We start from the raw sequence: 24,899 nt of genomic DNA, 5'->3' as shown, positions 1-24,899 counted from the left end.
ATGCCAACCTTGTTTGTCTATCTGCCCTGCTACAACGAGGCGGGAAACCTCCGGCGGCTGACCGAGGAGTGGCTGGCCGAGGCGGAGGCGCTGGCCCGGACAGGCTACCAGCTGACAGTGATCCCGGTGGATGACCGAAGCACCGATGACACGCTGGCCATTGCCCGCCAGCTGGCGCAGGAGCAGGCGCGGGTCCGGGTCATTGCCCACGCAGTCAACCAAAACCTGGGGGGTGTGGTAAAGACCGCCATCGGGGACTTCCTCCAGATGTCCCAGTCGGGGGACCTGATGTGCCTCATGGACGGGGACGACACCCATAAGCCCCGGTTCATCCACGGGATGCTGGCGAAAATTACCCGGGAAAAACAGTGCGTCATCGCCTCCCGGTATCAGCCGGGGGCCCGGGTCCAGGGGCTCCAGGCCAGCCGAAAGCTCTTCAGCGACGGCGCTCGCCTCTACTACACGTTGGTCCTCCACGTCCCTGGGGTGAAGGACTATACCTGCGGCTACCGGGTGTATACCCGCCCCGCCCTCCAGGCAGGGGTGGCGCGCTATGGACAGGCGCTGGTGGAGAAGAAGAGCTTTGCCTGCATGATGGAGCTGCTCTACAAGCTCTACCGCTGCGGCTGTACCTTTGCCGAGGTCCCCTTTACCCTGTACTACGACAGCAAGGAGGGAGAGAGCAAGATGAACCTGGGCAAGACCATCCGGGACAGCTTCCTCACAGCTTTGAGGCTGCGGGTGCGGGGATGAGATCACAGGAGAAAGCCTGGACAAAAACCAGTGGAAAAAGAGAAAAACCGCCTGACAGAGCAATGCTCTGCCAGGCGGTTTCTGTATGGTGCCATTAAAACAGCGGCGCGAACAGCCGGTAAATGGATTGGAGCAGCCGGCGGAACAGGGGAAGGGTGCGGCAGTCTGCCAGGGTGATCTCCTGGCAGACCTCCAGGGTCTGGAGAAAGTCGTCCCGGACCGAAAGGACGGCGGGGTCGCCGCAGAGCCAGACGCCGTTTTCAAACTGGAGATAGAAACTCCGGTAGTCCAGGTTGCAGCTGCCCACCGAGGCGTAGAGATCATCTGCCACCACGGTCTTGCTGTGGATAAAACCGGGGGTAAATTCATAGATGCGGGCTCCCGCCTCCAACAGCACGGGGTAGTTGGACTGGGTCACGGCGAAGACCACCTTCTTATCAGGGATATGGGGGGGCATGATTCGCACATCCACCCCGGACCGGGCGGCGGTGCACAGGGCGGAAGTGATGGTCTCGTCAATGGCCAGGTAGGGGGTGGTGAGGTAGAGGTACCGCTTGGCCTTGGTGATCATTTGCAGGTGGAGGTCGGCGCAGACGGTGTCGGCGGGGTTGGGGGTGTCGGTATAGGGGACCACGATGCCGCCGGTGGTGTTCAGGGGAGGCAAGGTCCGGGGACGGAAGAGCCGGAAGTCGGACCGGGGATTCTGGTGGTCCCACATGGTCAGGAAAAAGACCGTGAGGCTCCACACCGCCTCCCCCCGGAGGCGGAGGGCGTTGTCCTTCCAGTAGCCGAAGCGTTCCTTCCGGTCAATGTATTCGTCGGCCATGTTCAGGCCGCTGACAAAGCCGGTCACCCCGTCAATGACGCAGATTTTCCGGTGATCCCGGTTGTTCTGGTGAATGGAGAGCACCGGCAGCAGGGGCTGGAACACCCGGCAGAGGATGCCCCGGGCGTGGAGCTGGTCCGGGTAGTTGATGGGCAGGGTGGCGGCGGAGCCTACCCCATCGTAGATCACCCGGACATCCACGCCCTGGGCGGCTTTGCGGGTGAGGATGTCCAGGACGTCCGACCACATGGACCCCTCGGCGATGATGAAGTATTCCAGAAAGATATAGTCTTTCGCCTGTTCCAGCTCCTCCAGAAAGTTGGGGAAAAAGGACGCGCCGGAGGAAAAATACGCGGTCTCCGTGTTGGTGTAGGCCGGGCACAGGGCGGCGTGCCCCAGGTACCAGGCCTGCTGCATGGCGTCGGGCCCATACCGCATCAGGTCCGTGGTGGACAGCCGGGAGGGCAGCTGGCGCTTGAGGGTCCGCCGGGTCTCCTCCCGGTGGTAGTGGGGGTCGCGGGCGCCGCCCAAGATAATGAACATGACCCCGCCGATCAGGGGGACCAGGAGGATGGGGATGATCCAGGCAATTTTATAGGCCAGCTTGGATTTCCAGGTGGAGATGAACAGTGCCATCACCAAGCTGACCAGCACGCAGATCCAGTAGAAGTAGACGAAATACTGGGAAAAGAGGACCAGCAGCACCACATAGATGGCAAACTGCAGGGCAATGCCGGCGGCAATGAGGAACATGCGCTGCCGGCGGGGGGAAAAGGCGCTGTGAACTTTTTGCTGGACTCGTTTCATAGGGATGGTAGGCCTTTCTTATGGAGAGGGCGGAGGGTCATTGGAGCACCACATTTTCCTCCCCCAGCAGCTCTTTCAGCTCCTGGAGCAGGGCGGGGTGGAGCAGGCACCGGGCCCCCAGCCGGCGCTTGGAGTCGGACAGATAGAGCACGGCGGTCTGCTGGCCGGGGAAGAGGACAAAGAGGTTGCGTACCCGGGTGAGCAGGGGATCGTCGCTCCGGGCAAAGCGCAGATAGAGCTTCCCGGAGAGGGGAGCGGCAGCGCCGGCCGGTTCCGGGACCTGGCTGAGGGGGGTGACCCGGTCACACATGAGCTGGGGGGCTTTCTCGTCCCGGACGGAGATTCTGCCCTCTGTCAGGATGGGCAGGTTGACCTGGAGGTAGCTGCCGCTCTCCTCCAGCACCCGGGAGAAGACCAGCAGCTCCAGGGAGCCGGTGTCGTCCTCCAGGGTCACATAGGCCATGAGGGAGTTGTTCTTGGTGGTCTTGGTCTTGGCCGCGGCCACCACCCCGGCCAGGAGGATGCGCTGGCCGTCCTGGAACTGGGTGGGGCCCTCCTCCTGGGCGAAGTCCTCCAGCACCGAGGCGATGGGGACCGCTCCCTGGGCCCGAACCGTATCCCGATAGGCGTCCATGGGGTGGCCGGAAAGGTAGAGACCGGTGACCTCCTTTTCCATGGTCATCAGCTCCTCTTGGGAGAACTCCGGCAGGTCCCGGAGGACCAGCTCCACGGGTTCCGGCTTTTCCTGCCCCAGGGAGAAGAGGTCAAACTGTCCCTCCAGGTTTTTCCGGCGGTTCCGGGTGAGGCTGTCGATGAGCTGCTCATAGGCGTCCAGCAGCTGGGACCGCCGCACGCCCATGGCGTCAAAGGCCCCTGCCCGGATGAGGCTTTCCAGCACCCGCTTGTTCAGGTCCTCGTCCAGCAGCCGCTGGCAGAAATCCGGGAAGGAGGTAAACGGGCCATCTGCCTGGCGCCGGGCCAAAACCGCGTTGGTGAAGCCCCGACCCACCCCCTTCAGGGCGGCCAGGCCAAAGCGGATGTCCCGCCCGGCCACAGTGAAGTCGGGACCGGACTGGTTGATGTCCGGGGGGAGCAGGCGGATGCCCAGGCTTCGGCACTCGGCGATGTATTCCGCGATCTTTCCCTGGGAGTCCAGCACCGAGGTGAGCAGGGCGGCCATGTACTCCCGGGGGTAATGGCACTTAAACCAGGCGGTTTGGTAGGCCACAATGGCGTAGCAGACCGCGTGGGCCTTGTTGAAGGCGTAGTTGGCGAAATCGGTGATCTCGTCGTAGATGCTCTCCGCCACGTCCTGGGGGATGCCGTTTGCCGTGCAGCCGGTGATTCCCCGGTCCGGGTCCCCGTGGAGGAAGGCCTCCCGCTCCCGCTGGATGTCTTTCATCTTCTTTTTGGACATGGCCCGGCGGACCATGTCGGCCTGTCCCAGGGAGTACCCCGCCAGCCGGCGGAAGATTTCAATGACCTGCTCCTGGTAGACGATGCAGCCGTAGGTGTTGGAGAGAATGGGAACCAGGGAGGGGTGCTTATAGGAGACGCTGTCCGGGTTGTGCTTGGAGGAGATGAACCGGGGGATGGATTCCATGGGGCCCGGCCGGTAGAGGGCGATGATGGCGGTGATGTCCTCAATGTCCTTGGGCCGCAGCCCCACGCACACCCCGGTCATCCCCGCCGATTCCATCTGGAAGACGCCGCAGGTCCGGCCGTCGGAGAGCATTTGGAAGGTCTCCGGGTCGTCGTCGGGAATGGCGTGCAGGTCAAAGTCGGGGGTATGGCTGCGGACCATCTGCACCGCGTCGTCCAGGACGGTGAGGTTGCGCAGGGCCAGGAAGTCCATCTTCAGCAGTCCCAGCTCCTCCAGGGTGGTCATGGTGTACTGGGTAACCACGGCCTCGTCGTTTTTGGCCAGGGGAACGTAGGTGTCCACCGGGTTGCGGGTGATGACCACCCCGGCGGCGTGGGTGGAGGCGTGGCGGGGCATGCCCTCCAGGCCTTTGGCGGTGTCGATGATCTTTTGTACGGTGGGGTCACTCTCGTACATCTCCCGCAGGGGCTTGGACAGGGACAGGGCGGAGGCCAGGGTCATGTGCAGGGAGTTGGGCACTTGCTTGGCGATGGCGTCCACCTCGGCGTAGGGGACGTTCAGGGCCCGGCCCACGTCCCGGATGGCCCCCTTGGCGGCCATGGTGCCGAAGGTGACGATTTGAGCCACGTGGTCGGCCCCGTATTTTTGGTTGACATAGTCGATGACCTCGCCCCGGCGGCGGTAGCAGAAGTCCACGTCGATGTCGGGCATGGAGACCCGTTCCGGGTTCAGGAACCGCTCAAAGTACAGGGAGTACTTCATGGGGTCCACGTCGGTGATGTCCAGGCAGTAGGCCACCATGGACCCGGCGGCGGAGCCCCGGCCCGGCCCCACGGGAATGTCGTGGGACTTGGCGTAGCCGATGAAGTCGGAGACAATGAGGAAATACTCCACAAAGCCCATCTGCCGGATCATGTCCATCTCGTAGGCCAGCTGTTTTTCATATTCCTCGCTGCCCTGGGGATAGCGCCGGGCAAAGCCCTGGCGGCAGAGGGTCTCAAAGTAGGCGTCCCCGTCGGTGTAGCCCGGGGGAAGCTTGAATTCTGGCAGGTGATAGACCCCGAACTGAAAGTCCACGTTGCAATCCGCCGCGATTTTGGCGGTGTTTTCCAGGGCCTCGGGCCAGTCGGGAAAGAGGGCGGCCATCTCCTGCTCGGATTTCAGGTAAAACTCCTGGGTTTCAAACCGCATCCGGTTGGGGTCCTCCACCGTCTTGCCCATCTGGATGCACATGAGGACGTCCTGGATGGCGGCGTCCTGCCGGGTGAGGTAGTGGGCGTCGTTGGTGGCCACCAGGGGGATGCCCGTCTCCTGGTGGAGGGCGACCAGGCCCTGGAGGACCTGCTTTTGCTGGGGGATGCCGTGGTCCTGCAGTTCCAGATAGTAGTTGTCCGGGCCAAACAGGTCCCGCATGGCCAGGGCGTGGGCCTTGGCCCCGGCGTAGTCCCCGGCCAGCAGCAGCCGGGGGAGCTGACCGGCCAGGCAGGCGGACAGGGCGATGATCCCCTCGTGGTACCGGGTGAGCAGCTCCCAGTCCACCCGGGGCTTGCCGTAAAAACCCTCCGTGAAGCTCCGGCTGACCAGGGCGGAGAGGTTCCGGTACCCCTGCTCGTTCCGGCACAAGAGGACCAGGTGATAGGGGCGGTCGTCCACCTCATGGACCCGGTCGAAGCGGGTCCGGGGGGCCACATAGACCTCGCAGCCGATGATGGGCTTGATGCCCTCCTGCTTGGCTGCCCGGTAAAAATCCACCGCCCCGTACATGACCCCGTGGTCGGTGACGGCCACGGCGGTCTGCCCCAGGGCCTTGGCCCGGGCCACCAGGCCGTCAATCCGGCAGGCGCCGTCTAACAGGCTGTATTCCGAGTGAACATGCAGATGGACAAAAGACACGGCAATCCCTCCCTGGGTTTAAGCATTCTCCCCTCGCATCTCCTCCACGATCTCCATGGCGGTGATGATGAGCACGTCGCAGCGGTTGGTGAGGGCCATATCCCGGGCCACGGGGGTGGCGTCGGTGGCCTGGATCCCGGCCTTCAGCAGGGGCTTGCATCGCAGGTCCCCGAACTTCTCCTGGAAGCGCTTCTGGAATTCCTTGGCCAGGGCGCCGGTGCGGCGCTTGCTGCCCACAGGGTCCTGGGGGTCCACCGGGGTGAGCATGCCAAGGGTGAGAATGGCGCCGGTGATGGCCCCGCACAGCTCCCCGGTCTGGGCGCCGGCGCCAAACCCGCCCCCCATGTCGAAGCTGGCCTGCTGGGACAGGCCGGTGAGATCGGAATAGGCGGCCAGCACAGACTGGCAGCAGTTAAATCCTTTGTGATGATATGCGACAGCTTGTTCGTAACGGTTCATAGAAGATAGACTCCTTTTCTTTCTCTTGTCAGGATAGAACATGAAAAAACAGACAGACGGACTCCGAGACCTGTCACAGGGGGCTCAGGGGGCGGTGTCCTGGGCGCTGAGCTGGATGAGCTTCCGCAGCCGGTGGCTCAGAGAGGACTTGGTCACAGGGGGCTCGCACAGGGCGGCCAGCTGGGCCAGGGAGAGCTCAGGGTGGGCCTCCCGAAGCTGGGCGGCCTCCCGAAGCTTGGGGGAGAGGGTCTCCAGGGCCCCCCGGTCCCGCAGAATCTGGATGGCCCGGCGCTGCTCCAGGGCGGCGTCCACGGTCTTGTCCACATTGGCGGCCTCACAGTTGACCCGGCGGTTGACCCCGTTGCGCAGGAGCTTTTCCGCCTTGGCGTTCATCAGCTCCATGGCGGACACCGGGGCCCCAATGGCGGTGAGGAGGTCCTCAATGGCCTCGCTCTGCTTAAAATAGGTGATATAGTTGGCCTTCCGGGTGGTCTCCTTGGGGGCGTAGCCCAGCTCCAGCAGCAGGGTGTCCAGCTCCCGGCTCACCCGGAGGTGGGTGGTGGCCAGCTCCAGGTGATACCCCTTCTGGGGATCGGTCACGGAGCCGCCGGCCAGAAAGGCTCCCCGCAGGAAGGCCAGCCGGCAGTGGGTTTCCTCCAGCATGCCGAAGTTGATATGGTGGGCCGGGCCGCTGGGGTCAAAGGCGCACAGCTCCCACAGCAGGGCCAGCTTCTCCGGGGCGGAAATGGTGAAAATCCGCTTCCCGGGGGTGTCCGGGTCCCCTTTTTCATCAAACTCCACCCCGAAAGCCTTTCGGAACAGCCCAGGCAGCCGCTGGGCAAAGGCCGGGGACTCTGTGACGATCTTCACCTCGGACAGGGAAAACCGGTTGCAGTACAGCAGCACCCCGCAGGCCTCCGCCTGGGCGCAGCACTTCCGGCCCAGCTTTCCCCGGCACAGCTCCGCTTTCACCTCTCCCGCAAAAGACATAAACGACCACCTCCCAAACAGACGCCCCAAAGGGGCGCGCACAGCGGAACCAAAGGGTCCTATCGGCTGATGTCCCGGTGGGTTTCCTCCACCCGATATCCCTTCTGCCGGATGAACTCCGTCAAGGCGTGGGCAACGGCCACCGAGCGGTGGTGTCCCCCGGTGCAGCCCACGGCGATGACCAGGGAGGACTTCCCCTCCTCCACGTACTGGGGCAGCAGGAAAGCGAAGAGCTCTTCCAGATGCCGCATAAACTCCGTGGTCTGCCGGTAGCCAAAGAGGAAGGCCCGCACCGCCTCTTCCAGCCCAGTGCATTCCTTCAGCTCGGCAATATAATAGGGGTTGGGCAGGAAACGCACATCGAAGACCAAGTCGGCGTCGATGGGAATGCCGTACTTGAAGCCGAAGGAGGTGACGGAGACCGTCATGCTCTCCTCCAGCGCCCCCATGCCGAACAGGCGGAGCAGCTCCCCCCGGAATTTGGACAGGTTGAGCCCGGTGGAGTTGAGAATGTGGCTGGCCCGCCGCCGGACGGGCTCCAGCGCCAGGCGCTCCAGCTTCACCGCCTCCGGCAGGGAGTAGCCCTGGCGGGTGAGGGGGTGGGTGTGGCGGGTCTCCTTGTACCGGCGGACAATGTCCTCGTCGGCGGCCTCGATGAAGAGAAGCTGATAGTCCAGGTGCATCTCCTGCAGGCCGTCCAGGGCCTGAAAGAGCTCGTCAAAGGTCTGGCCCCCGCGGATGTCGGTGACCAGGGCCACCCGGCCGTATTTGCCGGTGCCCGCCCCGGCCATGCACAGGCCGGCGAAGTTGGTGATGAGGGCCACAGGCATATTGTCCACGCAGTAAAAGCCCAAGTCCTCCAAAAAGGCGGCGGCGGAGCTTTTGCCCGCCCCGGATAAGCCGGAGATGATAATGAATTCCATACGAGCTCCCCCCTTTGAAAAGCCAAAAAACAGGAAAAACACACAATTTCGATTCTTTTAGTATAGCATAGGAAATGATCTGACTGCAAGCCCTTGCGCAGGGGAAGTCCTTGGGGTAAAATAAGAAAAACAGAAAGGGGGAAGCCCACATGGAACAACAGATGTATCAGTGCCCCAAATGTGGCAATACCAGCTATGAGACCGATCAGTTTCAGGCCACCGGCGGAAATTTTGCCAAAATTTTTGACGTGCAAAATAAAAAATTTATCACCATCAGCTGCACCAACTGCGGCTATACGGAGATTTATCGGAACCAGACCTCCACAGGCTGGAACGTGCTGGACTTTTTGATCGGCGGATAAAAAAACAGAGGTGGCCCAGCCACCTCTGTTTTTTCCACGGGGTTATTTGGAGGCGTCTTTGGCGCTTTTTGCGGTGTCCTTGGCGGCGTTGGTCATGCCATCCAGGGTGTCCTCCGCTGCGTCTCCTACGCCCCGCGCCGCGTCTTTGGCCGCTTCGCCCACGTCCTTGGCGGCATCGCCGGCGCCCTTGGCGGCGTCCTTTACTGCGTTGCCGGCCCCTTTGGCCGCGTCTTTGGCGGCGTTGCCCAGGTTCTTCCCGGCGTCCTTCATGTCCTCTTTGGCGCTGCCCCGGGTGCCGTCGGCGCTGTCAGTGTGGTAGCCGTCCACACGGCCGGTCTCGTCCGCGTGGTAAGCCCCGTTGCCCCGGTCCTCCAGGGGACCTCTGGCGTCGCTCTGCCGCTGGATGGCCCACTCCTGGGAAGCGGCGTTGGTGCCAGTCCAGCGGTTGGCCGCCGTGCCGGCGGTTTCATTGCCGCAGGCGGTGAGCGCCAGGCCGAGGGTGAGGATGAGAGCGGCGGTCATCAGTTTGCGAACCATACCTTCCCTCCGTTGCTTCATTTCGTAAAATTACGGCGCAAGGCCGTGGGAGTAGTATGTGCCAAAATAAAATTTTTAATAAATCATAAAAAAACCAAAATTACCACTTATCTTTTTTGACAGAATGTGTTAAAGTCACTGTATAGACGCTCGGAATCGAGTATCCTAAAGACACAGGATTCCTCCTGTTCCGAACGAGTAGAAGTCATCAAACATAGATTCACATTCATTTTTTGAAAGGAGCTTTATTATGGAACTGAAAGGCAGCAAGACCGAAGCCAACCTGTGGGAGGCATTTGCCGGCGAGAGCCAGGCCCGGAACAAGTATACTTATTATGCCAGCCAGGCCCGGAAGGACGGCTTTGAGCAGATCGCCGCATTCTTCGAGGAGACCGCCGGCAATGAGAAGGAGCATGCCAAGCTCTGGTTCAAGGAACTGGGCGGCATCGGCACCACCGCGGAGAACCTGATGGCCGCCGCCGAGGGCGAGCATGAGGAGTGGACCTCCATGTACAAGCGCATGGCCGAGGAGGCCCGGGAGGAGGGCTTCCACCGCATCGCGGATATGTTCGCCGCTGTGGGTGAGATTGAGAAGTCCCACTATGAACGTTACCTGAAGCTGGTGGAGAACTTGGAGAACGACGAGGTCTTCAAGAAGTCCTCCGTGAAGGTCTGGTACTGCCGCAACTGCGGTCATCTGGAGTATGGCGACAAAGCGCCTGACGTATGTCCTGTGTGCAGCCATCCCCAGGCGTTCTTTGAGGTGAAGGCAGAGAATTACTAAGGATTGGAACAAAAAAGAAGCCGCGGAAGAGCGGCACTCATAAGACAGTATTAGAAATGTTTTTGGGAAACGGCGTAGCTTGTGGGCTATGCCGTTTCTCCGTTTTGCAGGTCATTCAGTAAAGACGCGGGGAGTATTCCCACAAGGTCATAGGAAATGTCAATCTGCTGTTCCCTATGCCCCTTTGACTTATCTGGCGCGTGAACATACACCGCCTTTACCATGTCATTCAGTACAGCGGGCGTCAACTCGTCCAAGTCAAGATATTTCCGTACTTTGCTGATGAACCTGTCAATGTTCTCGGATTGTTCTTCCTGTTTGGTAATTTCTTCGTTCAATCGCAACAGCTTTTTCCGCAGTTCTTCCTGCTCCTGTTCGTAATCATCGGAGAGCATTTGAAATCTGCTGTCAGATAATTTCCCGTTGGCGTTATCCTCATAAATACGCTTGAATAATCGGTCAAGTTCTTCTATCCGTCGTTCTCCTTGCGTCAGTTGCCGCCGCTTCGCCGCCAATTCCTTTTTCGCTTCGGCTTTCTGCTTTGCGCCCATCGCTTTACGGAATTGTTCTTCATGGTTAGCGACACAGGCAATCGTCAATCTCATGTGAGCAAGCACGTCCTGTTCCAGTACGACCGCGCGGATAAAATGTGTTGAGCAAATTTCTTTTCCTTTGAGCCTTGAAGTGGAACAAACGAAATGGTCTTGCCGCGCTTCAAAGTTCTTGCTTGTGCAGTAATACAGCTTTTCGCCGCAGTCGGCACAGCGCACAATGCCGGAAAACATATTCGTCTTACCTGTCCTTGTCGGGCGGCGTTTGTTCTTGCGTAATTCCTGTACCCGCGCCCATGTGTCAGCGTCAATGATTGCTTCGTGGGTGTTCTCAAACACAAGCCATTTTTCCTCTGGATTGTAACAGGTTTTTTTGTTCTTGTAGGACTGCTTATAGGTTTTGAAGTTTACCGTATGCCCTTGATATTCTGGACGCTCCAAAATATCAGCTATGGTATCGCCCGTCCAGTTATAGGGCTTGTCCGGCGGCGTGTTCCTCGTTGCCCTGCCTGTCTGCTGAAAATGGATTGTCGGCGTTATGACTTTATCCTCTTTCAGAATACGAGCAATCTGCGACGGTCCGTAACCGTCCAAACAAAGGGCGAATATCCGCTTGACTACTTCGGCGGCTTCTCCGTCCACAATCCAATGTTTTCTGTTATCCGGGTCTTTCATGTAACCATATGGCGGATTTGTGCAGAGATGTTCGCCCGCTTCTCCTTTTGACTTCATCACAGCGCGGATTTTCTTGCTTGTGTCCTTTGCATACCACTCGTTGATGATGTTCAAAAAGGGGGTAAAGTCGCTGTCCTGTTGGTTTGCGCTGTCTATGCCATTGTTGATAGCTATAAATCGCACTCTCTTTTCAACGAACAGAACTTCGGTATAAAATCCCACTTTCAGATAATCACGTCCGAGCCGCGACATATCTTTGACAATCAGCGTCGCCACTTCTCCGTTTTCAATCCGTTCCAAAAGTTCGCTCCAACTCGGACGGTTGAAATTTGTTCCAGAATACCCGTCGTCCACGAAAAACGAAATATTTGAGAAATGATTTTCTTTTGCGTATTTACTTAAAATTGCCTTTTGATTAACAATGCTGTTGCTGTCGCCCTGTAATTCGTCGTCGCGCGATAAGCGGCAATAGAGGGCGGTAATTTTGTCAGACTGCCTTAACATAGTTTCTGCTCCTTTCGTCGGCGGGCAGTCTGCCAATACAGGATTGCTTGTCTTTATTGTATCGGCTCCTGTATTTTTAATCAACATCTTTTTTGTCCTTTTCCTGCTCCATGAGGCGTAAAACCTTGTGGGGCAGGCTCCTTTCTCCGTCATAACTCCCCGTAAACCGATAGAGCGTCCTGCCGGATTTTATCGTTACCTCATGCGTAGGCAACTCTTGAAACAGCGGATTTTCTACTACGATATGCCCGTCCTTGATTTTGTGTTTCCGTTCCATTCCTTTCCGTCCTTTCTTTGATTTGTAATGTGATAAGTTTCGTAGCAAGCATAGGAAAAGGGTACCCTTTCCGTAAAAGGCACCGCATTTTGCTTGTTGGGAAGTATCCCAAACCCTCTGAAATTCCTTTCACTACCTACTACACCGCGCAAGGCGATTGTGCCAAAGTTTAAGCGAAAATTTTTCAAAAAGTTTTTCTTATCTCTTATTACGGAAAAGTTTTTGAAATGCCAAATAAATAACCGTTTATGGAAAAATAATTTCAAGTATCACAACTTAAAATCCCCCTCAAACTTGACACCGTAAAGTTTAAACCTTATAATATAGACAGTGTAAAGATTGGAGGAATTAGCATGGAACAGCAACGACAGACTTATCATCACAAGGACTTGCGAAACGCATTGATTGAAACAGGTATTCAGATTGTAAATACAGAGGGAGTAAATGCTTTTTCTTTGAGAAAGGTAGCTGCGGCGTGTGGTGTCAGCCATGCTGCCCCTTATAGCCATTTTCAAAATAAAGAGGAACTTCTTGAAGCAATGCAATTATTTATCACAGATAGATTTTCTAAACAATTAGAAAGTACAGTTCAAAAGAATAATAATGTTGCAGAAATATTAAAAGATATGGGAATAGCCTATGTATCTTTCTTTGTAGACAACCCTGCTTATTTTCAATTTTTATATTCTCAATCCAATATAAAAATTGACTTATCATTATCAATACCAGATGACCAAAACTATAAACCTTATATCATATATAAAAATGTTGTAAGTGAATTATTAGAGCAGACGCACTATTCAGAAGGAAAGCAAAATGATATTATCATAACCATTTGGGCTTTTATACATGGTATTACTTCATTAGCCACCATGAATAATGTAAATTATGATAATGACTGGAGAGAGAAAGTCATTGATTTTATGGACGTTTTTCAACTTTCCTTTTTAGATAATACGGGAGAAAAAATATGATTGGGATTTATTTTAGCGGAACAGGAAATACAAAATATTGTTTAGAAAAGTTTGTTGCTCTATATGACAGGAACATTGACATAACCCCGTTAGAAGATACAGGTACAATGGAAAAAGTTACATATCATAAAGACATCATTTTTGCTTATCCAATCTATTACAGTAACTTACCTAAAATTGTACGGGATTTTATCTGCGAAAATTCTGATGTATGGAAAGGAAAACGTATTTTCATTATTGCAACAATGGGACTGTTTAGCGGCGATGGTGCAGGCGTATCTGCAAGATTGTTCGAGAGATACGGCGCACAGGTATGGGGTGGACTTCATTTGAAAATGCCGGATTGTATTTGTGATGTAAAAGCCTTAAAGCGTACTCCGGCTCAAAATAAGCAAATTGTCATACAAGCGGAAGAACGCATAAAATCAGCGGTGTACAATTTGAAAAATGGTACTCCAACTAAAGACGGTTTGGGATTTTTATGCCATATTGCAGGGCTTTTGGGACAGCGGCTTTGGTTTTACCGTAAAACACAAGAATATTCAGACAAAATACAGATAGATACCAACGCTTGTATAAAGTGCGGGAAATGTGCAGTGGTGTGTCCTATGAACAATTTGTCATTATCAGAAGATAAGATGATAGCAGACGGACGGTGTACGTTATGCTATCGGTGTGTAAATCAATGTAGCAAGAAAGCAATTACCATTTTGGGGGAACAAGTGATTTTTCAGCACTCTGTTTCTGATTATCATTAAAGGTAGTTTGATTAGAAATGAGGTGGTGCATTGCAACAAGAAAAATGGATTTTATGTCCTGTATGCAATAATAAAACCCGATTAAGGATACGGGAAGATACAGAAATAAAGAATTTTCCCCTATACTGTCCGAAGTGCAAGCAGGAAAATCTTATCAATGTAAAAAATTTGAATATTTCAGTTATCACAGAGCCAGACGCATTGACGCAGAGCCGATAATCACAAGAAATAAATCTTATGATTATTGGCTCTTTCTGTTTTGTGATAGGAAAACAAACCGCCATTTCCTGTATATAAAATGGAATAGCGGCAAATACACAATTATTTTTATAGACATGGCGGTGTCGGGAGATATTGCCATGTTTCTTTTTCACATTTTTAATTCTATTCCATTATTAAAAAAAGCCTATTCCATGCAACGGTCTTTTGCAACCATAGAGATGAATACACAAATCATCATAATTGCTTAAATAACTCATATTACCAAACGCCCATGCGGTTTTACGCCTGCATGGGCGTTTGTTGTAATAGCCCCCTACTGGAAAGAAAGGGGGTGATGAGAAAATGAGGTATTCCGAACAATTTATGGAGCATATCGAATATGCCTTTGCCGCGTTCTGTAAAGTCGTTCTCCGTAACGCGGCAATCAACGCGTACCGCGATTTGGGACGAAAACAGAAGCATGAAGTGTCGCTTGACTATCTGATGTCAGAAACGTCTTTTGAACCATTTGCAACCGACAACTACTTTGAGCAGTATGTTTATGAGAAGCCGACTGTTTTTGTCGTGCAAGGAAAAGAAGTTGTCGTTACAAGTAGACGGTTAGCCGACGCATTAGCTAATCTGTCAGAACAAAGGCGTACTGTTCTGCTGATGAATTTCTTCCTTGGTTACAGCGAAAGAAAAATCGGGAATGAGTACGGACGGAGCAGAAGCACAGTAAACTATTGGAAGTTGGCGGCATTGAAACAGTTAAGAAAAGAATTGGAGAAAACGAAACATGAGGAATAAGAAGCTGATACCCTTTGAAACCATTGAAAAAGCTGTTGCCGGAGAGCCGGAAGCGATAGCCGCAGTATTGCGGCACTACGAGGGGCGTATAAAATATTTGTCTACCTATCGTGGACATATCAACGACGATATTCAAGACCGCTTAAAAGCACAGCTTATCAAAGCTATCCTGCAATTCCGATTTGACAGGTAACAGATAGCAAAGTCAAAAACAGTCGTCAAGGATAAACTTTGCGCAAGCGTCCTTGACGACTGTTTCCGTCTTTGCTGTTGGGCAACCAAGAGAGCGCAATCGGATAGACCGCTTGCGCTCTCAATCCAGTATGGAATGTTATGCGATAGGGTGCGTTTCTCGCTTGATTTAAGCGCGTTACAGCGACGATAGGGGCAAGGGTAAAGGTTTTATACTCCCACCCTTAAAAATGGCGTTCTACTGCGTAACATGGCAAACGATATTTTGTATTGTCGCTTCTGTTCCATTCTTTTCCGTTCCGGCGGCTCTGCCGCTATACCTTGCCCCAAAGGAGAGGGATTAGGGAAAGGAAAGGATAGGAATAGGTATTTGATTAAATCTGTATTTGGTTTTTCTTTAGTTAGTATATCTTTATTTAATTGCGTTGGATTTTCCGATGTCGGAAAATCCAATATTGGATAATCCAACAACGGGAAAACCGAGATATGTGGTCTATGCTTCCTCAGATAATTACCACAGATTTGTTACGCAGTAGAAAGGCGTTTTTGAGAAAAAAGGTATAAAACCCTTGCCACGCGGAAAACGCACCCGCAAAGCCGCTTATATCAAGGCTTTTTCAACCCCTATTGCGTAACAAGGAGCATGAAAAAAGCGGGCAAGAAACGCTTCATTTCTTACTCGCTCTTTTCTGCACCCTGTATGGCAGCTACCCTATTTCAATTTGTTGGTTGATACTGTTTTATGAGTAGCTACCAGAAGCGGCTTCTTTTTTTATGCTGGAAAGGACAGCAGCTATCAAAAGGTGTACCTTTTGATAGCTGTTTTTATATGCAATAGTTTACAATAAAACATCGAAAGATGCAAGAATTTTGTTGGAAAATTCGGAATATTCGCCTAAAAAGACCTGTCATTTCCTTTGTATTTTGCATGCTATCAAAAGGTACACCTTTTGACAGCCCCGGGAGAAAGGAAGATTTGCCGGGAAGACAAAGGAGGAAACGAAGATGAAGAAGCGATGGACCGCGGCGCTGTTGGCACTGTGCTTTGTGCTGTCTCTGGCGCCGTATGCTTTGGCGGTAGGAAAACCGCTGGGAAGTGCAGAGCCAAGCGTACTTTATGTCTCAGAATCAGGAAGTAATGATAAGGACGGAACCAGTGAGGAAAACGCAACAACGCTGGATCATGCAACAGAGATAGCAAACGACAAAGGAGGACCTGTTCAAATTGTGGTTGTTGGGATTGTCAGTGTTGATACATGGACAAGCCCCACGGTAGAGACCGAGTTGGTAGGGAAGGACGAGGACGCAGTTCTGAAATTCCATTATCATGCGATATCTGAGGGTACACCAAATATCAATTTGAGCGGCCCGCTTTCGATTGATGGAGTGAGCTTTGATGTGTATTATGAGGAGGAAGGTATAACCTCATCCAGTCCATACATTGGCAATTATGTTATTGTAGCCAACGGAAATCCGCTGATGATAGGGGAGAAGGTTGAGATACTCTACAATGCGAATGCAGAATATAATCCCGATACTGAGCGCCAGGAGGAGGCATCCGGTTGTTATATTATAGGTGGTGGCCTTAATGAAGACATTACCACAGGGACATCCGTCACCATCAATGCTTCTGTTCCGGTAACCAGAGTCTATGGCGGAGGCTATAATGGAACGGTCACTGGAGATGTTAACCTGACCATCCAAAACTGCGGTAAAGTACAACATGTCCGCGGCGGCGGATATGCAAAAGACAAAGATGCCACTGTTACGGGAAATGTTAACTTAAAATTTGCTAACTCTGTAACAGATAATGCCATATACGGTGGAGGAGAGGTTGGATATCCCAACAAAAAGAGCGCAGCAGTAACGGGGAAAGTATCAATAGATCTCTCTGCATTGAATAACGGGTTTGGCCGCCCGATTTATGGCGGTGGATGTGGAGAGACAGCTCCAGTGGGCGAAGTTGCGATTATTGCCCAAAATATTGACATGACCAACAATGCTGCGGCTCTCTATGGCGGAGGTTATGATGGAGCAACAGTGGAAGGAAATGTTACCATTCAAATGAAAGACAGCACGATCGCTTCAGATACTGTTTGGGGTGGCGGTAACGAGGCTAATGTAAACGGAAATGTGAGCATAAACATATTGGATAGCAAAGAAGTAATCGGAGATATTCATGGCGGCGGTGAGGAAGGCAATGTAAGCGGTGCAGTAGAAATTACATTAACCGGTGGCCCCATCACTTCGTGTCCAGATATTTTTGCAACAGGAAAAGGAAAAGATGCCGAGGAAAAAGCGAAGATCGGCGGCGACGTTTCCATCACGCTCAACGGCAGCCGTGCCGATGTATACACGCTGGGCGAAGACGGACAAATTGCCGAAGGTAAATCGGTAACGGTCACACTGGACGACACGGACCAACTGCACGGTGCAGTGCGCGGAAATGCAGAACAGACACAATATCTGTACAATTATGAAATTGGGAATACCGAAAATACGGTTCCTGAGACCAAAGTCATTGTCAAGGGAGACTACACATCCACTGGGATTGTCGGTTTTTCTGAGATTGTCGTCCAGGATGGAGGATGCCTGCGGGAGCATCAGACCCCCAAAACCCTGTTTAACAATGTGGGGACTGTTACCATTGCAAAGGGCGGCACCCTCGACCTGTTGCAAACCAATGAGATCACAGGGGCGTTTACCACGGCAGGGACATTGAAAATGCCCAAGCCGGTGAGTGCAGAGCGTGATACCGTGTATTTCATTGTAACGGGGACCGTTGCTGTGTCGGAAGGTGCAACGTATGTGTCCACAGAAGACAATGGGGCGAAAGATGCGGCCTATGTAAAAGGAGACGTGTTTCTTCGGAGCATGTCCGAATATTCAGGACAAACGCCCTTTGCGGTTTCTGAAACTGGGAAAGCAGAAGGCTATTTTACCGATAGCCGTACAGCTTCTGGGGGAGGAATCCAGAATGAATGGTTTGTTGACAAAACGGAGCCGGTGATCATCCAGCCAGCGGATATTACAGTTTATATGGGCGGAGACGGTTATGAGAGCGTGGTAGGTGATATAGACAGTGGGGAAACCACCAACAGTGAGGGTCTGCCGGAACCTGGCTTCCTGTTTACCGTGCCGGACGAGATCAATGCGGCGCTGGAAGGAAAAGCAAATGCAGTGGACCTTTCGAAGTATTTGACGTTTACTTATAACGATGGTCAGGGGACAACAAGAACATGGTCGATACAGCCGTATACTCCCGATGGTTCCAGTACATTGGACCCGGTGGACGGCATTGCCCGCTATGTCTACCGCATGGTTCCCGCAGAAAGCCAGGACCCCGTGCGTCTTACTTTTACCAATGATGAGGGGCAAGAAGTTGTCAGCGATGAATTTGTGTTTGACGAAGACTGCCTGAATACAGAGTATACCATGGCACTGTATCTCAATCAGCTGGATCAGGGGCATGTTCAGGCTAACTTCTCGGGAATAGAGGGGATGGAGGCTTGCTCTTATCCCATTCAGTTAAAGACTGGCACCCTTACCGTCCGGGGTACCACGGAGGAGCCTGCTTCCACAGAGATTGTATCTGAGGAGTCAGAGGTCTACGGCAACGAGGTGACCGCGATGGCACCGGCGGATGTCACCTACTATGTCAACGACAGTCAAGTAGAGATTACAGACAAAGAGAATGTTAAACTGCTGGTCGATGATGTGCTGGACACCCAGGTACTGACCGACTATATTGCCGGCATGGAGGACATTCCAGCCGGAGCGTACCTGTTTGCCGTTCAGTACCTGGACCTGGTGGACACCAGCAACGGCAACGCCGTGGTCACCATGGGGGAAGGGCAGAAAATGACCCTTTACTGGCCGGTGCCGGCGGATGCCGACACGGCGGAACCTTTCTATATTGTGCACTTTGATGCCCTGGATCGAAACTACGGGACGACGGAGGAGATTGATGGGCTTTTACAAGCGAATCCGCCAGAGCTGTATGAAAATCTGAAGCCAATATCCATTGGAAATCAGCAGTATATCAAATTTGAGACGGAGGCATTCTCTCCCTTTGCCCTGGTCTATGAGAAAGACACCGGCGGCAGCGGCCCCAGCCGGCCCACGTATTATACCCTGACCTACGACTCCAACGGCGGCACCCAGTACGACAGCGAGCGGTACCGGCGCAACACCGTGGTCCAACTGGACAAGGTGCCCACCCGGGAGGGGTATACCTTCACCGGCTGGTATGCCGATAAGGAACTGACCCAGGCCATCACGGAGATCAAGATGACCTCGAACAAAACCGTCTACGCCGGTTGGGAAGAGACGGATGTCCCCGGCATGCTCAATGGAGAGGACCACTATGCTTATGTGGTGGGCTATGAGGACGGCACAGTGCGGCCCGACGGGAACATCAGCCGGGCCGAAGTGGCCACTATCTTCTTCCGGCTGCTCCAGGACCAGGTGCGCCAGGAGAACCTGACCACTGACAACGTCTTTGCTGACGTTGGCGCCGGTGACTGGTACAACACGGCCATCTCCACCATGGCGGAGCTGGGCATCTTGAAGGGCCGGACCCCGGATACCTTCGTCCCCAATGCCCCTATCACCCGGGCGGAATTCGCGGCCATCTGTGCCCGGTTTGACACCGGGGAAAACGCGGGCGGCGCCACCTTCCCCGATCTGGTGGGCCACTGGGCCAAGGAGGAAGTGGAACGGGCGGTGTCCCTGGGCTGGATTATGGGCTATGAGGACAACACCTTCCGGCCGGACAAGGCCATCACCCGGGCTGAAGCGGTGACCATGATCAACCGTGTCCTCCAGCGCAATCCCCAGAGCCCGGAGGATCTGCTGAAGGACATGGTTACCTGGCCGGACAACCAGGACCCCAGCCAGTGGTACTACCTGGCCATCCAGGAGGCCACCAACAGCCACGACTATGAACGCACCACAGGCATCTATGAGACCTGGACCCAGCTGCGGGAGACCCCCGACTGGTCCCAATATGAATGAGATAAGACAGGTGAACACAATTAAAACGCCGCCCCCACGCCAAAACAGGCGTGGGGGCGGCGTGCAAAAACGGGGTTTATTTCGCGGCAAGATTGGCCGCCATTTTTTTTCGTTCCCGTCGCTTTTCCCAGGCGTCCACCACAATGGTGCAGGTGGCGTCGCCGGTGATGTTCACGGTGGTGCGCCCCATGTCCAGAATCCGGTCAATGCCGGCCACCAGGGCGATGCCCTCCACCGGCAGGCCCACGGTTTCCAGCACCATGGTGAGCATAATCATCCCCGAGCCGGGCACCCCGGCGGTGCCAATGGAGGCCAGGGTGGCGGTGAGAATGATGGTTAACTGCTGGGCAATGGTCAGCTCAATGCCGAAAATCTGGGCGATGAAGATGGCGCAGACCCCCTGATAAATGGCGGTACCGTCCATGTTGATGGTGGCGCCTAGGGGGAGCACAAAGCTGGAGATCTCCTTCCGTGCCCCCAGCTGTTGGGTGGCATCCATGTTGAAAGGAAGCGTGCCCACGCTGCTGGCGCTGGAGAAGGCAAAGAGCATGGGCTCGCTCATAGCCCGGAAAAACCGCAGGGGGCTCAGACCGGCGAAGCCCTTCACCGCCAGGGAATAGGTGAGCACCATGTGGGCCACGTAGGCTACGTAGGCCACCAGAATGACCTTCAGCAGAGGCAGCAGCACACTGGGGCCGTTGGCAGCCACCACGGGGCAGATCAAGGCGAACACGCCGATGGGGGAGAGCTTGAGGATCATGGACATAATCTTAAAGCAGACCTCCGCGAAGCTGTCCACCACATTCTTGGCGGGCACCCCCTTTTCCCCTACCGCGATGATGCCAAAGCCAAAGAACAGTGCGATGACGATGACCTGGAGCATGGTGGCGTCGGCCAGGGGCTGGAAGGCGTTGGAGGGGAAGATGTTCACCAGGGTGTCCATCAGGTTTAAGGGCTCTGCCGGTTCATAGGTGAGGGCTTCCGTGCCCAGGGTGTACCCTGCGCCCACCTGGAGCAGGTTGGCAGCCACCAGGCCCAGGGTGACGGCAATGGCGGTGGTGACTAGATAGAAGGCGATGGTCTTGATCCCGATAGACCCCACCTTGCGGACATCTTGCAGGGAGACGATGCCTTGGATGATGGACAGGACCACCACGGGCACCACGATCATCTTGATCAGGTTCAGGTAAATGGTGCCGAAGGGCTTGACGTAACCTTCGGCGATGTCTGGGATCGACTGCATGGCGATGCCGGCCACAATGCCGATGATGAGGCTGATGGTGATTTGCACGGTCAGGGAAGGTTTCTTTCTCTTATTTTCTCTGGGCATGGGGGTCCTCCTTTTGTCAGAATCCGGGTCAAAGCCCGACGGCTCAGACCAATGCAGTATCATAGCACAGGCCGGGCAGGGAGGGAACGGGGAAAAAGTTCTTTATGTCTTTTTTATCTTTGCTTTCAGGAAAAATTTTGAAGGGAATAGCACGAAATCCTGCAAATCAGCCCGAAAACCCGCCGGGACGACACAAAACTTGCGAAATGAGGGGAGAGGGTAGCGCGTCGGCTGGATCTATGCTATAATCACTCTACTACGGCGCTGTCTTGGCTGAGAACATTTTAGCCGGGGCGGCGCGGATCAGAAAGGAATACTGTGTATGAAATCCGTTGCATCCCTCCTGCTTGCCGTTCTTCTCCTGCTCTCCCTGGTCGCCTGCGGCCAGGAAGCGCCGCAGGCGCCAGCCACGCTGGGACAGGCGCTGCTGCAGGACTTTCAGACCCGTGTCAAAGACAGCCCTCAGGCGGACCTGGAGACCCTGGCCCAGGGCCTGCTGGACCAGGAAGACTTGGAATTTCAGGGCGCTGTCACCCCGGTGGAGCCCGGCCTGCTCATGGGCTTTGGCAACGAGACGATCCAGGGCTTTTCCCAGGGGGTGATGTTTGCGCCTGTCATCAGCACCATTCCCTTTGTGGGTTACCTCTTCCGGCTGGAGGAGCAGACCAGCGGGCAGGACTTCGTACAGACCCTCCGCGACGCCGCGGACCCCCGGTGGAATATCTGCACCGAGGCCGATGAGACGGTGGTCCAGCAGGAGGGGGACATCGTCTTCTTCCTGATGTGTCCCCAGTCTATGGAGGAATAACCGGCCTGTGCGCCGGAGGGGCTCCCCTGTACGCTGCCTTTGGCGCCGCGGCAGGGGGGCCCGGCATCTCACCCCGCCGGCTTGGGCCTGTGCCCGCCGGCGGGGGAAAGTTGGGTGAGAAGTTTGTCCTTTGCCAGTCTGCCATTCCTATATTACTTTCTGCCCGTTGTCCTTGCGGTGTATTTTTTGGTGCCCTCCAAGGGGCGCAATGGGGTCCTCCTGGCAGCCAGCCTGGTGTTTTATGGCTGGGTGGAGGGCCTTTTTTTGCTCTTGTTGACGGCCTGCGCGGTCAACAGCGGGGTGTGCGGCTGGCTGATCCAGAGGATGCGGGGCCGGCCGGCGGCCAAACGGATTCTGATCCTCTCCCTGGGGGTGAGTTTGGGGCTGCTGTTTGTCTTTCGTTACCTGGGCTTTTTCTGGGAGGAATTTCGGGCGGCCACCGGGCTACCGGTACCCCTGGTGAAGCTGGTTTGCCCGGTGGGCATTGGCTTTTACACCTTGCAGGGCGCGGCCTATGTTCTGGGGGTCTGGCGGGGGACCGTATCCCCCCGGAAGGGGGGCCTCTCCGTGGCACTGTATCTCATGGGATTTCCCTGGGTGCTGGCCGGCCCCATGATGCCCTATGCTTCCTTGGCCGCACAGCTGGACCGCCGGACCTGCACGTTAACCAAAGGGGCGGAGGGCCTGCGGCGGCTGGTGGTGGGCCTGGGGAAAAAGTGCATTCTGGCCCAGACGCTGTGGGGCCTCTGCCAGAGTTTCCAGGAAGGGCAGGAGCGGACCCTGGCCTTCTGCTGGCTCTATGCCCTGGCGCTGGTGCTGGCCCTGTACTTTGACTTCTCCGGGTACACCGACATGGCCCTGGGGGTGGGAAAGCTGCTGGGCTTTGACCTGGCGGAGAATTTCCGCTGGCCCCTGGCCGCCAGGACGCTGACCGATTTCTGGCGGCGGTGGCACATCACCTTGGGCTGGTGGTTTCGGGATCATCTGTACCGGCCGCTGGTCCGGGCGGCCGGGGGAAAACGGACCGGCTGCCTGCTGCTGGTGTGGCTCCTGGTGGGCCTGTGGCACGGGGCAGGGTGGAATTTTCTCCTCTGGGGCCTGCTCTTTGGCCTGCTGCTGGCGGCGGAGCGCCTGGGCCTGGGGGGCTGGCTGAACCGGTTTCCCCCTTTGGGCCACCTGTTTGTGCTGGCCGTTCTGGGCTTTGGGGCGGTTCTCCTGACTGGGGAGGACCTGGGCCAGAGCCTGGCGCTGTGGGGCGGCCTGCTGGGCCAGGGGGAACCGGGGGGAATGGGGACCGCGGGGTGGTATGCCCTGAGAAGCTATGGCCCCACCCTGCTGCTGGCCGCCCTGGGGGCCACCCCCTGGCCCAGCCGTTGGATGGCCCGCCTCCGTCGGGGGACCTGGACGGGCAAGGTGGTGGCGGTGGCGGAACCGCTGGTGCTGGCGGCCCTGCTTGTGATCTCCACGGGCTATCTGGTGGATGGCGGCGTCCAGCCGTTTTGGTATTGAGGGGGGAGAGCATGCGTGCGAACCGGAAAAATTCCATCCGAACCTGGGGCGCCCGGCTGTGGACAGCCTGGGACCTGCCTGGCCGGATCAGCCGGGGAAGGGCGGGACTTGCCCGGGCCTGGCAAGCCTGGCGGGCCGATCCCCGGGGGCATCTGGCCCGCCCCTTCCGCCGGCTGGGACGGGCGCTGCCCCGTCTTCGCTGCCGGGAGGGCGCGGTGGTGCTGGTGGTGGGAGGACTGCTGGTGACCCTTTCGGTGTGGGCCTGGGTGCAGCCTCCGAAGCACTATTCGGAGACCGAGGAGCGGGGACTGGCCTGGTACCTGGACCCCAAGTGGGAGGACCTGGCCGACGGGTCCTTTGCCGGGGACTTTGCCCAACACACCCAGGATCAGTTCCCCCTGCGGGACAGCTTCCGCACAGTGAAGGGGCTGAGTGCCCTGAAGCTGTTGGGGCAAAAGGACCTGGACCATTTGTACCAGGCGGGGACCTACCTGGCCCAGATGGAGTACCCCCTGCGTCCGGAGATGCTGGACCACGCGGCCAAGAAGATCCAGTGGGTATACGATACCTACTTGGCCGGCACGGATGTCACCTGTTACCTGTCTATGATTCCGGGAAAGAACGCCTATCTGGCGGAAGAATACGGCTATCCCAGCCTGGACTATGGGGAACTGTTCCAGTACATGCGGGCGCACACCCCGCCCATGGAGTATGTGGACATTACCGACCTGCTGTCCCTGGAGGATTACTACAACACCGACAGCCATTGGCGGCAGGAGAAGATTTTGGACGTGGCCCAGCGTCTGGCCGGAGCCATGGGGGCGGAGATTGACGGGCCCGAGGCCTATCACGTCCAGCGCCTGGCCCGGCCCTTTACCGGGCGGTACGCCATTCAGATGGGTCTGACCATGGCCTGGGAGGACCTGTATTATCTCACCAGCCCCACCCTGGACCAGTGTCTGGTGGCGGTCTATGACCAGGGCGGCAGGCCCCAGCGGAAAAAGGTCTATGAGGTGGCCTCAGGGCATTTGAACTACCCCTATGTGCTCTTCCTGTCCGGCTCCAAGGGGCTTGTCACCGTGAAGAATCTCCAGGCTCCCATGGACAAAAACCTCATCCTCTTCCGGGATTCCTACGGGAGCAGCCTGGCCCCTCTGCTGGCCTCAGGCTACCGGACCATCACCCTGGTGGACCTGCGGTACCTATCCAGCGACCAGTTGGACCAATATATCGACTTTGAGGACCAGGACGTCCTCTTTCTGTACAGCACCCTCCTGCTCAACAACAGTCTGTCCATGCGGTGATTTTTTCGCCGGAGACCCTTGAGAACGGGAGAAAAATAGGATATGATGAACCC

21 protein-coding genes are annotated in these 24,899 nt (G+C 55.6%); 12 read left to right on the top strand and 9 right to left on the bottom strand.

The annotated features are described in order from the left end of the window. Positions 1-753: a glycosyltransferase gene (locus tag DV520_RS04890; protein WP_021920102.1), complete on the top strand. Its 753-nt coding sequence runs from the start codon at positions 1-3 to the stop codon at positions 751-753. A 94-nt stretch (positions 754-847) separates the two neighbouring features. Here the strand turns inward: DV520_RS04890 and cls are convergent, their stop codons facing one another. The 5 genes from cls to rapZ all read right to left on the bottom strand — a co-directional run bounded on the left by cls (position 848) and on the right by rapZ (position 8,254). Next, positions 848-2,386: a cardiolipin synthase gene (gene cls / locus DV520_RS04885; RefSeq protein ID WP_242984651.1), complete on the bottom strand. Its 1,539-nt coding sequence runs from the start codon at positions 2,384-2,386 to the stop codon at positions 848-850. A gap of 37 nt (positions 2,387-2,423) precedes the next feature. Further along, positions 2,424-5,882 carry a DNA polymerase III subunit alpha gene (locus tag DV520_RS04880; protein WP_117141968.1) on the bottom strand — a complete coding sequence of 1,153 codons (3,459 nt, stop codon included), beginning with the start codon at positions 5,880-5,882 and terminating at the stop codon, positions 2,424-2,426. An 18-nt stretch (positions 5,883-5,900) separates the two neighbouring features. After that, positions 5,901-6,341 carry a C-GCAxxG-C-C family protein gene (locus DV520_RS04875; RefSeq protein WP_021920099.1) on the bottom strand — a complete coding sequence of 147 codons (441 nt, stop codon included), beginning with the start codon at positions 6,339-6,341 and terminating at the stop codon, positions 5,901-5,903. 84 nt (positions 6,342-6,425) lie between these two features. Continuing rightward, positions 6,426-7,331 carry a DNA-binding protein WhiA gene (whiA, locus tag DV520_RS04870; protein ID WP_117141966.1) on the bottom strand — a complete coding sequence of 302 codons (906 nt, stop codon included), beginning with the start codon at positions 7,329-7,331 and terminating at the stop codon, positions 6,426-6,428. 59 nt (positions 7,332-7,390) lie between these two features. Further along, the gene (rapZ, locus tag DV520_RS04865; protein WP_117141965.1) at positions 7,391-8,254 is read right to left on the bottom strand and encodes an RNase adapter RapZ; all 864 of its coding nucleotides are present in this window, start codon (positions 8,252-8,254) and stop codon (positions 7,391-7,393) included. Between the two features lie 149 nt (positions 8,255-8,403). Here rapZ and DV520_RS04860 point away from each other — a divergent pair, with 149 nt between their 5' ends. Then, the gene (locus tag DV520_RS04860) at positions 8,404-8,616 is read left to right on the top strand and encodes a zinc ribbon domain-containing protein (RefSeq protein ID WP_021920096.1); all 213 of its coding nucleotides are present in this window, start codon (positions 8,404-8,406) and stop codon (positions 8,614-8,616) included. Between the two features lie 42 nt (positions 8,617-8,658). On the opposite strand, the gene DV520_RS12280 is transcribed toward DV520_RS04860, so the two are convergent. Then, positions 8,659-9,153 (bottom strand): hypothetical protein, encoded by a 495-nt coding sequence (locus DV520_RS12280; protein ID WP_165850038.1) that lies wholly within the window; start codon positions 9,151-9,153, stop codon positions 8,659-8,661. Between the two features lie 250 nt (positions 9,154-9,403). On the opposite strand from DV520_RS12280, the gene rbr reads away from it, so the two are divergent. Then, positions 9,404-9,937, top strand: coding sequence for a rubrerythrin (gene rbr, locus DV520_RS04850; protein WP_021920094.1), 534 nt, complete (start codon positions 9,404-9,406; stop codon positions 9,935-9,937). An 86-nt stretch (positions 9,938-10,023) separates the two neighbouring features. Here the strand turns inward: rbr and DV520_RS04845 are convergent, their stop codons facing one another. Beyond that, positions 10,024-11,754: a recombinase family protein gene (locus DV520_RS04845; RefSeq protein ID WP_242984650.1), complete on the bottom strand. Its 1,731-nt coding sequence runs from the start codon at positions 11,752-11,754 to the stop codon at positions 10,024-10,026. Then, positions 11,744-11,944, bottom strand: coding sequence for a hypothetical protein (locus DV520_RS04840; RefSeq protein WP_117141963.1), 201 nt, complete (start codon positions 11,942-11,944; stop codon positions 11,744-11,746). Before DV520_RS04840 ends, DV520_RS04845 begins: the two co-directional genes overlap by 11 nt. Positions 11,945-12,297: 353 nt before the next feature. On the opposite strand from DV520_RS04840, the gene DV520_RS04835 reads away from it, so the two are divergent. The 6 genes from DV520_RS04835 to DV520_RS04810 all read left to right on the top strand — a co-directional run bounded on the left by DV520_RS04835 (position 12,298) and on the right by DV520_RS04810 (position 19,895). Further along, positions 12,298-12,918: a TetR/AcrR family transcriptional regulator gene (locus DV520_RS04835; protein WP_117141962.1), complete on the top strand. Its 621-nt coding sequence runs from the start codon at positions 12,298-12,300 to the stop codon at positions 12,916-12,918. Continuing rightward, complete coding sequence (locus tag DV520_RS04830) at positions 12,915-13,676, top strand: EFR1 family ferrodoxin (RefSeq protein ID WP_117141961.1); 762 nt, start codon at positions 12,915-12,917, stop codon at positions 13,674-13,676. The genes DV520_RS04835 and DV520_RS04830 overlap by 4 nt, the downstream gene beginning before the upstream one ends. 30 nt (positions 13,677-13,706) lie before the next feature. Beyond that, positions 13,707-13,895 carry a cysteine-rich KTR domain-containing protein gene (locus DV520_RS04825; RefSeq protein ID WP_093988343.1) on the top strand — a complete coding sequence of 63 codons (189 nt, stop codon included), beginning with the start codon at positions 13,707-13,709 and terminating at the stop codon, positions 13,893-13,895. Between the two features lie 345 nt (positions 13,896-14,240). Beyond that, positions 14,241-14,687, top strand: a complete 447-nt coding sequence (locus tag DV520_RS04820) for an RNA polymerase sigma factor (protein WP_024730799.1) — start codon at positions 14,241-14,243, stop codon at positions 14,685-14,687. Next, on the top strand, positions 14,677-14,880 hold the full coding sequence (locus DV520_RS04815; RefSeq protein WP_024730800.1) for a helix-turn-helix domain-containing protein: 204 nt from the start codon (positions 14,677-14,679) through the stop codon (positions 14,878-14,880). Before DV520_RS04820 ends, DV520_RS04815 begins: the two co-directional genes overlap by 11 nt. Before the next feature lie 2,147 nt (positions 14,881-17,027). Next, positions 17,028-19,895, top strand: a complete 2,868-nt coding sequence (locus DV520_RS04810) for an S-layer homology domain-containing protein (RefSeq protein WP_165850037.1) — start codon at positions 17,028-17,030, stop codon at positions 19,893-19,895. A gap of 76 nt (positions 19,896-19,971) precedes the next feature. On the opposite strand, the gene DV520_RS04805 is transcribed toward DV520_RS04810, so the two are convergent. After that, positions 19,972-21,225, bottom strand: a complete 1,254-nt coding sequence (locus tag DV520_RS04805) for a dicarboxylate/amino acid:cation symporter (protein ID WP_117141959.1) — start codon at positions 21,223-21,225, stop codon at positions 19,972-19,974. Between the two features lie 322 nt (positions 21,226-21,547). Between DV520_RS04805 and DV520_RS04800 the strand changes: the two genes are divergently transcribed. The 3 genes from DV520_RS04800 (at position 21,548) to DV520_RS04790 (ending at position 24,846) form a co-directional block, all read left to right on the top strand. Next, positions 21,548-22,033, top strand: coding sequence for a hypothetical protein (locus DV520_RS04800; RefSeq protein ID WP_117141958.1), 486 nt, complete (start codon positions 21,548-21,550; stop codon positions 22,031-22,033). A gap of 264 nt (positions 22,034-22,297) precedes the next feature. Continuing rightward, positions 22,298-23,542 carry an MBOAT family O-acyltransferase gene (locus tag DV520_RS12660; protein WP_133308832.1) on the top strand — a complete coding sequence of 415 codons (1,245 nt, stop codon included), beginning with the start codon at positions 22,298-22,300 and terminating at the stop codon, positions 23,540-23,542. An 11-nt stretch (positions 23,543-23,553) separates the two neighbouring features. Further along, positions 23,554-24,846 (top strand): alginate O-acetyltransferase AlgX-related protein, encoded by a 1,293-nt coding sequence (locus tag DV520_RS04790; RefSeq protein WP_117141956.1) that lies wholly within the window; start codon positions 23,554-23,556, stop codon positions 24,844-24,846. Positions 24,847-24,899: the final 53 nt, after the last annotated feature.

It is taken from the genome of Evtepia gabavorous (assembly GCF_003425665.1).
Classification (GTDB): Bacteria; Bacillota; Clostridia; order Oscillospirales; family Oscillospiraceae; genus Evtepia; species Evtepia gabavorous.
Note: the sequence above shows the minus strand (reverse complement) of the source record. Positions and strands in the feature narration are given on the sequence as shown.

Excerpts from the sequence above, each read along its gene's own strand:
- DV520_RS04830 (WP_117141961.1), top strand. The coding sequence starts at position 12,915 with ATGATTGGGATTTATTTTAGCGGAACAGGAAATACAAAATATTGTTTA.
- rapZ (WP_117141965.1), bottom strand. The coding sequence starts at position 8,254 with ATGGAATTCATTATCATCTCCGGCTTATCCGGGGCGGGCAAAAGCTCC.
- rbr (WP_021920094.1), top strand. The coding sequence starts at position 9,404 with ATGGAACTGAAAGGCAGCAAGACCGAAGCCAACCTGTGGGAGGCATTT.
- cls (WP_242984651.1), bottom strand. The coding sequence starts at position 2,386 with ATGAAACGAGTCCAGCAAAAAGTTCACAGCGCCTTTTCCCCCCGCCGG.
- DV520_RS04790 (WP_117141956.1), top strand. The coding sequence starts at position 23,554 with ATGCGTGCGAACCGGAAAAATTCCATCCGAACCTGGGGCGCCCGGCTG.
- DV520_RS04875 (WP_021920099.1), bottom strand. The coding sequence starts at position 6,341 with ATGAACCGTTACGAACAAGCTGTCGCATATCATCACAAAGGATTTAAC.
- DV520_RS04860 (WP_021920096.1), top strand. The coding sequence starts at position 8,404 with ATGGAACAACAGATGTATCAGTGCCCCAAATGTGGCAATACCAGCTAT.
- DV520_RS04845 (WP_242984650.1), bottom strand. The coding sequence starts at position 11,754 with ATGTTGATTAAAAATACAGGAGCCGATACAATAAAGACAAGCAATCCT.
- DV520_RS04815 (WP_024730800.1), top strand. The coding sequence starts at position 14,677 with ATGAGGAATAAGAAGCTGATACCCTTTGAAACCATTGAAAAAGCTGTT.
- whiA (WP_117141966.1), bottom strand. The coding sequence starts at position 7,331 with ATGTCTTTTGCGGGAGAGGTGAAAGCGGAGCTGTGCCGGGGAAAGCTG.
- DV520_RS04835 (WP_117141962.1), top strand. The coding sequence starts at position 12,298 with ATGGAACAGCAACGACAGACTTATCATCACAAGGACTTGCGAAACGCA.
- DV520_RS12280 (WP_165850038.1), bottom strand. The coding sequence starts at position 9,153 with ATGGTTCGCAAACTGATGACCGCCGCTCTCATCCTCACCCTCGGCCTG.
- DV520_RS04805 (WP_117141959.1), bottom strand. The coding sequence starts at position 21,225 with ATGCCCAGAGAAAATAAGAGAAAGAAACCTTCCCTGACCGTGCAAATC.
- DV520_RS04820 (WP_024730799.1), top strand. The coding sequence starts at position 14,241 with ATGAGGTATTCCGAACAATTTATGGAGCATATCGAATATGCCTTTGCC.
- DV520_RS04890 (WP_021920102.1), top strand. The coding sequence starts at position 1 with ATGCCAACCTTGTTTGTCTATCTGCCCTGCTACAACGAGGCGGGAAAC.
- DV520_RS04840 (WP_117141963.1), bottom strand. The coding sequence starts at position 11,944 with ATGGAACGGAAACACAAAATCAAGGACGGGCATATCGTAGTAGAAAAT.
- DV520_RS04800 (WP_117141958.1), top strand. The coding sequence starts at position 21,548 with ATGAAATCCGTTGCATCCCTCCTGCTTGCCGTTCTTCTCCTGCTCTCC.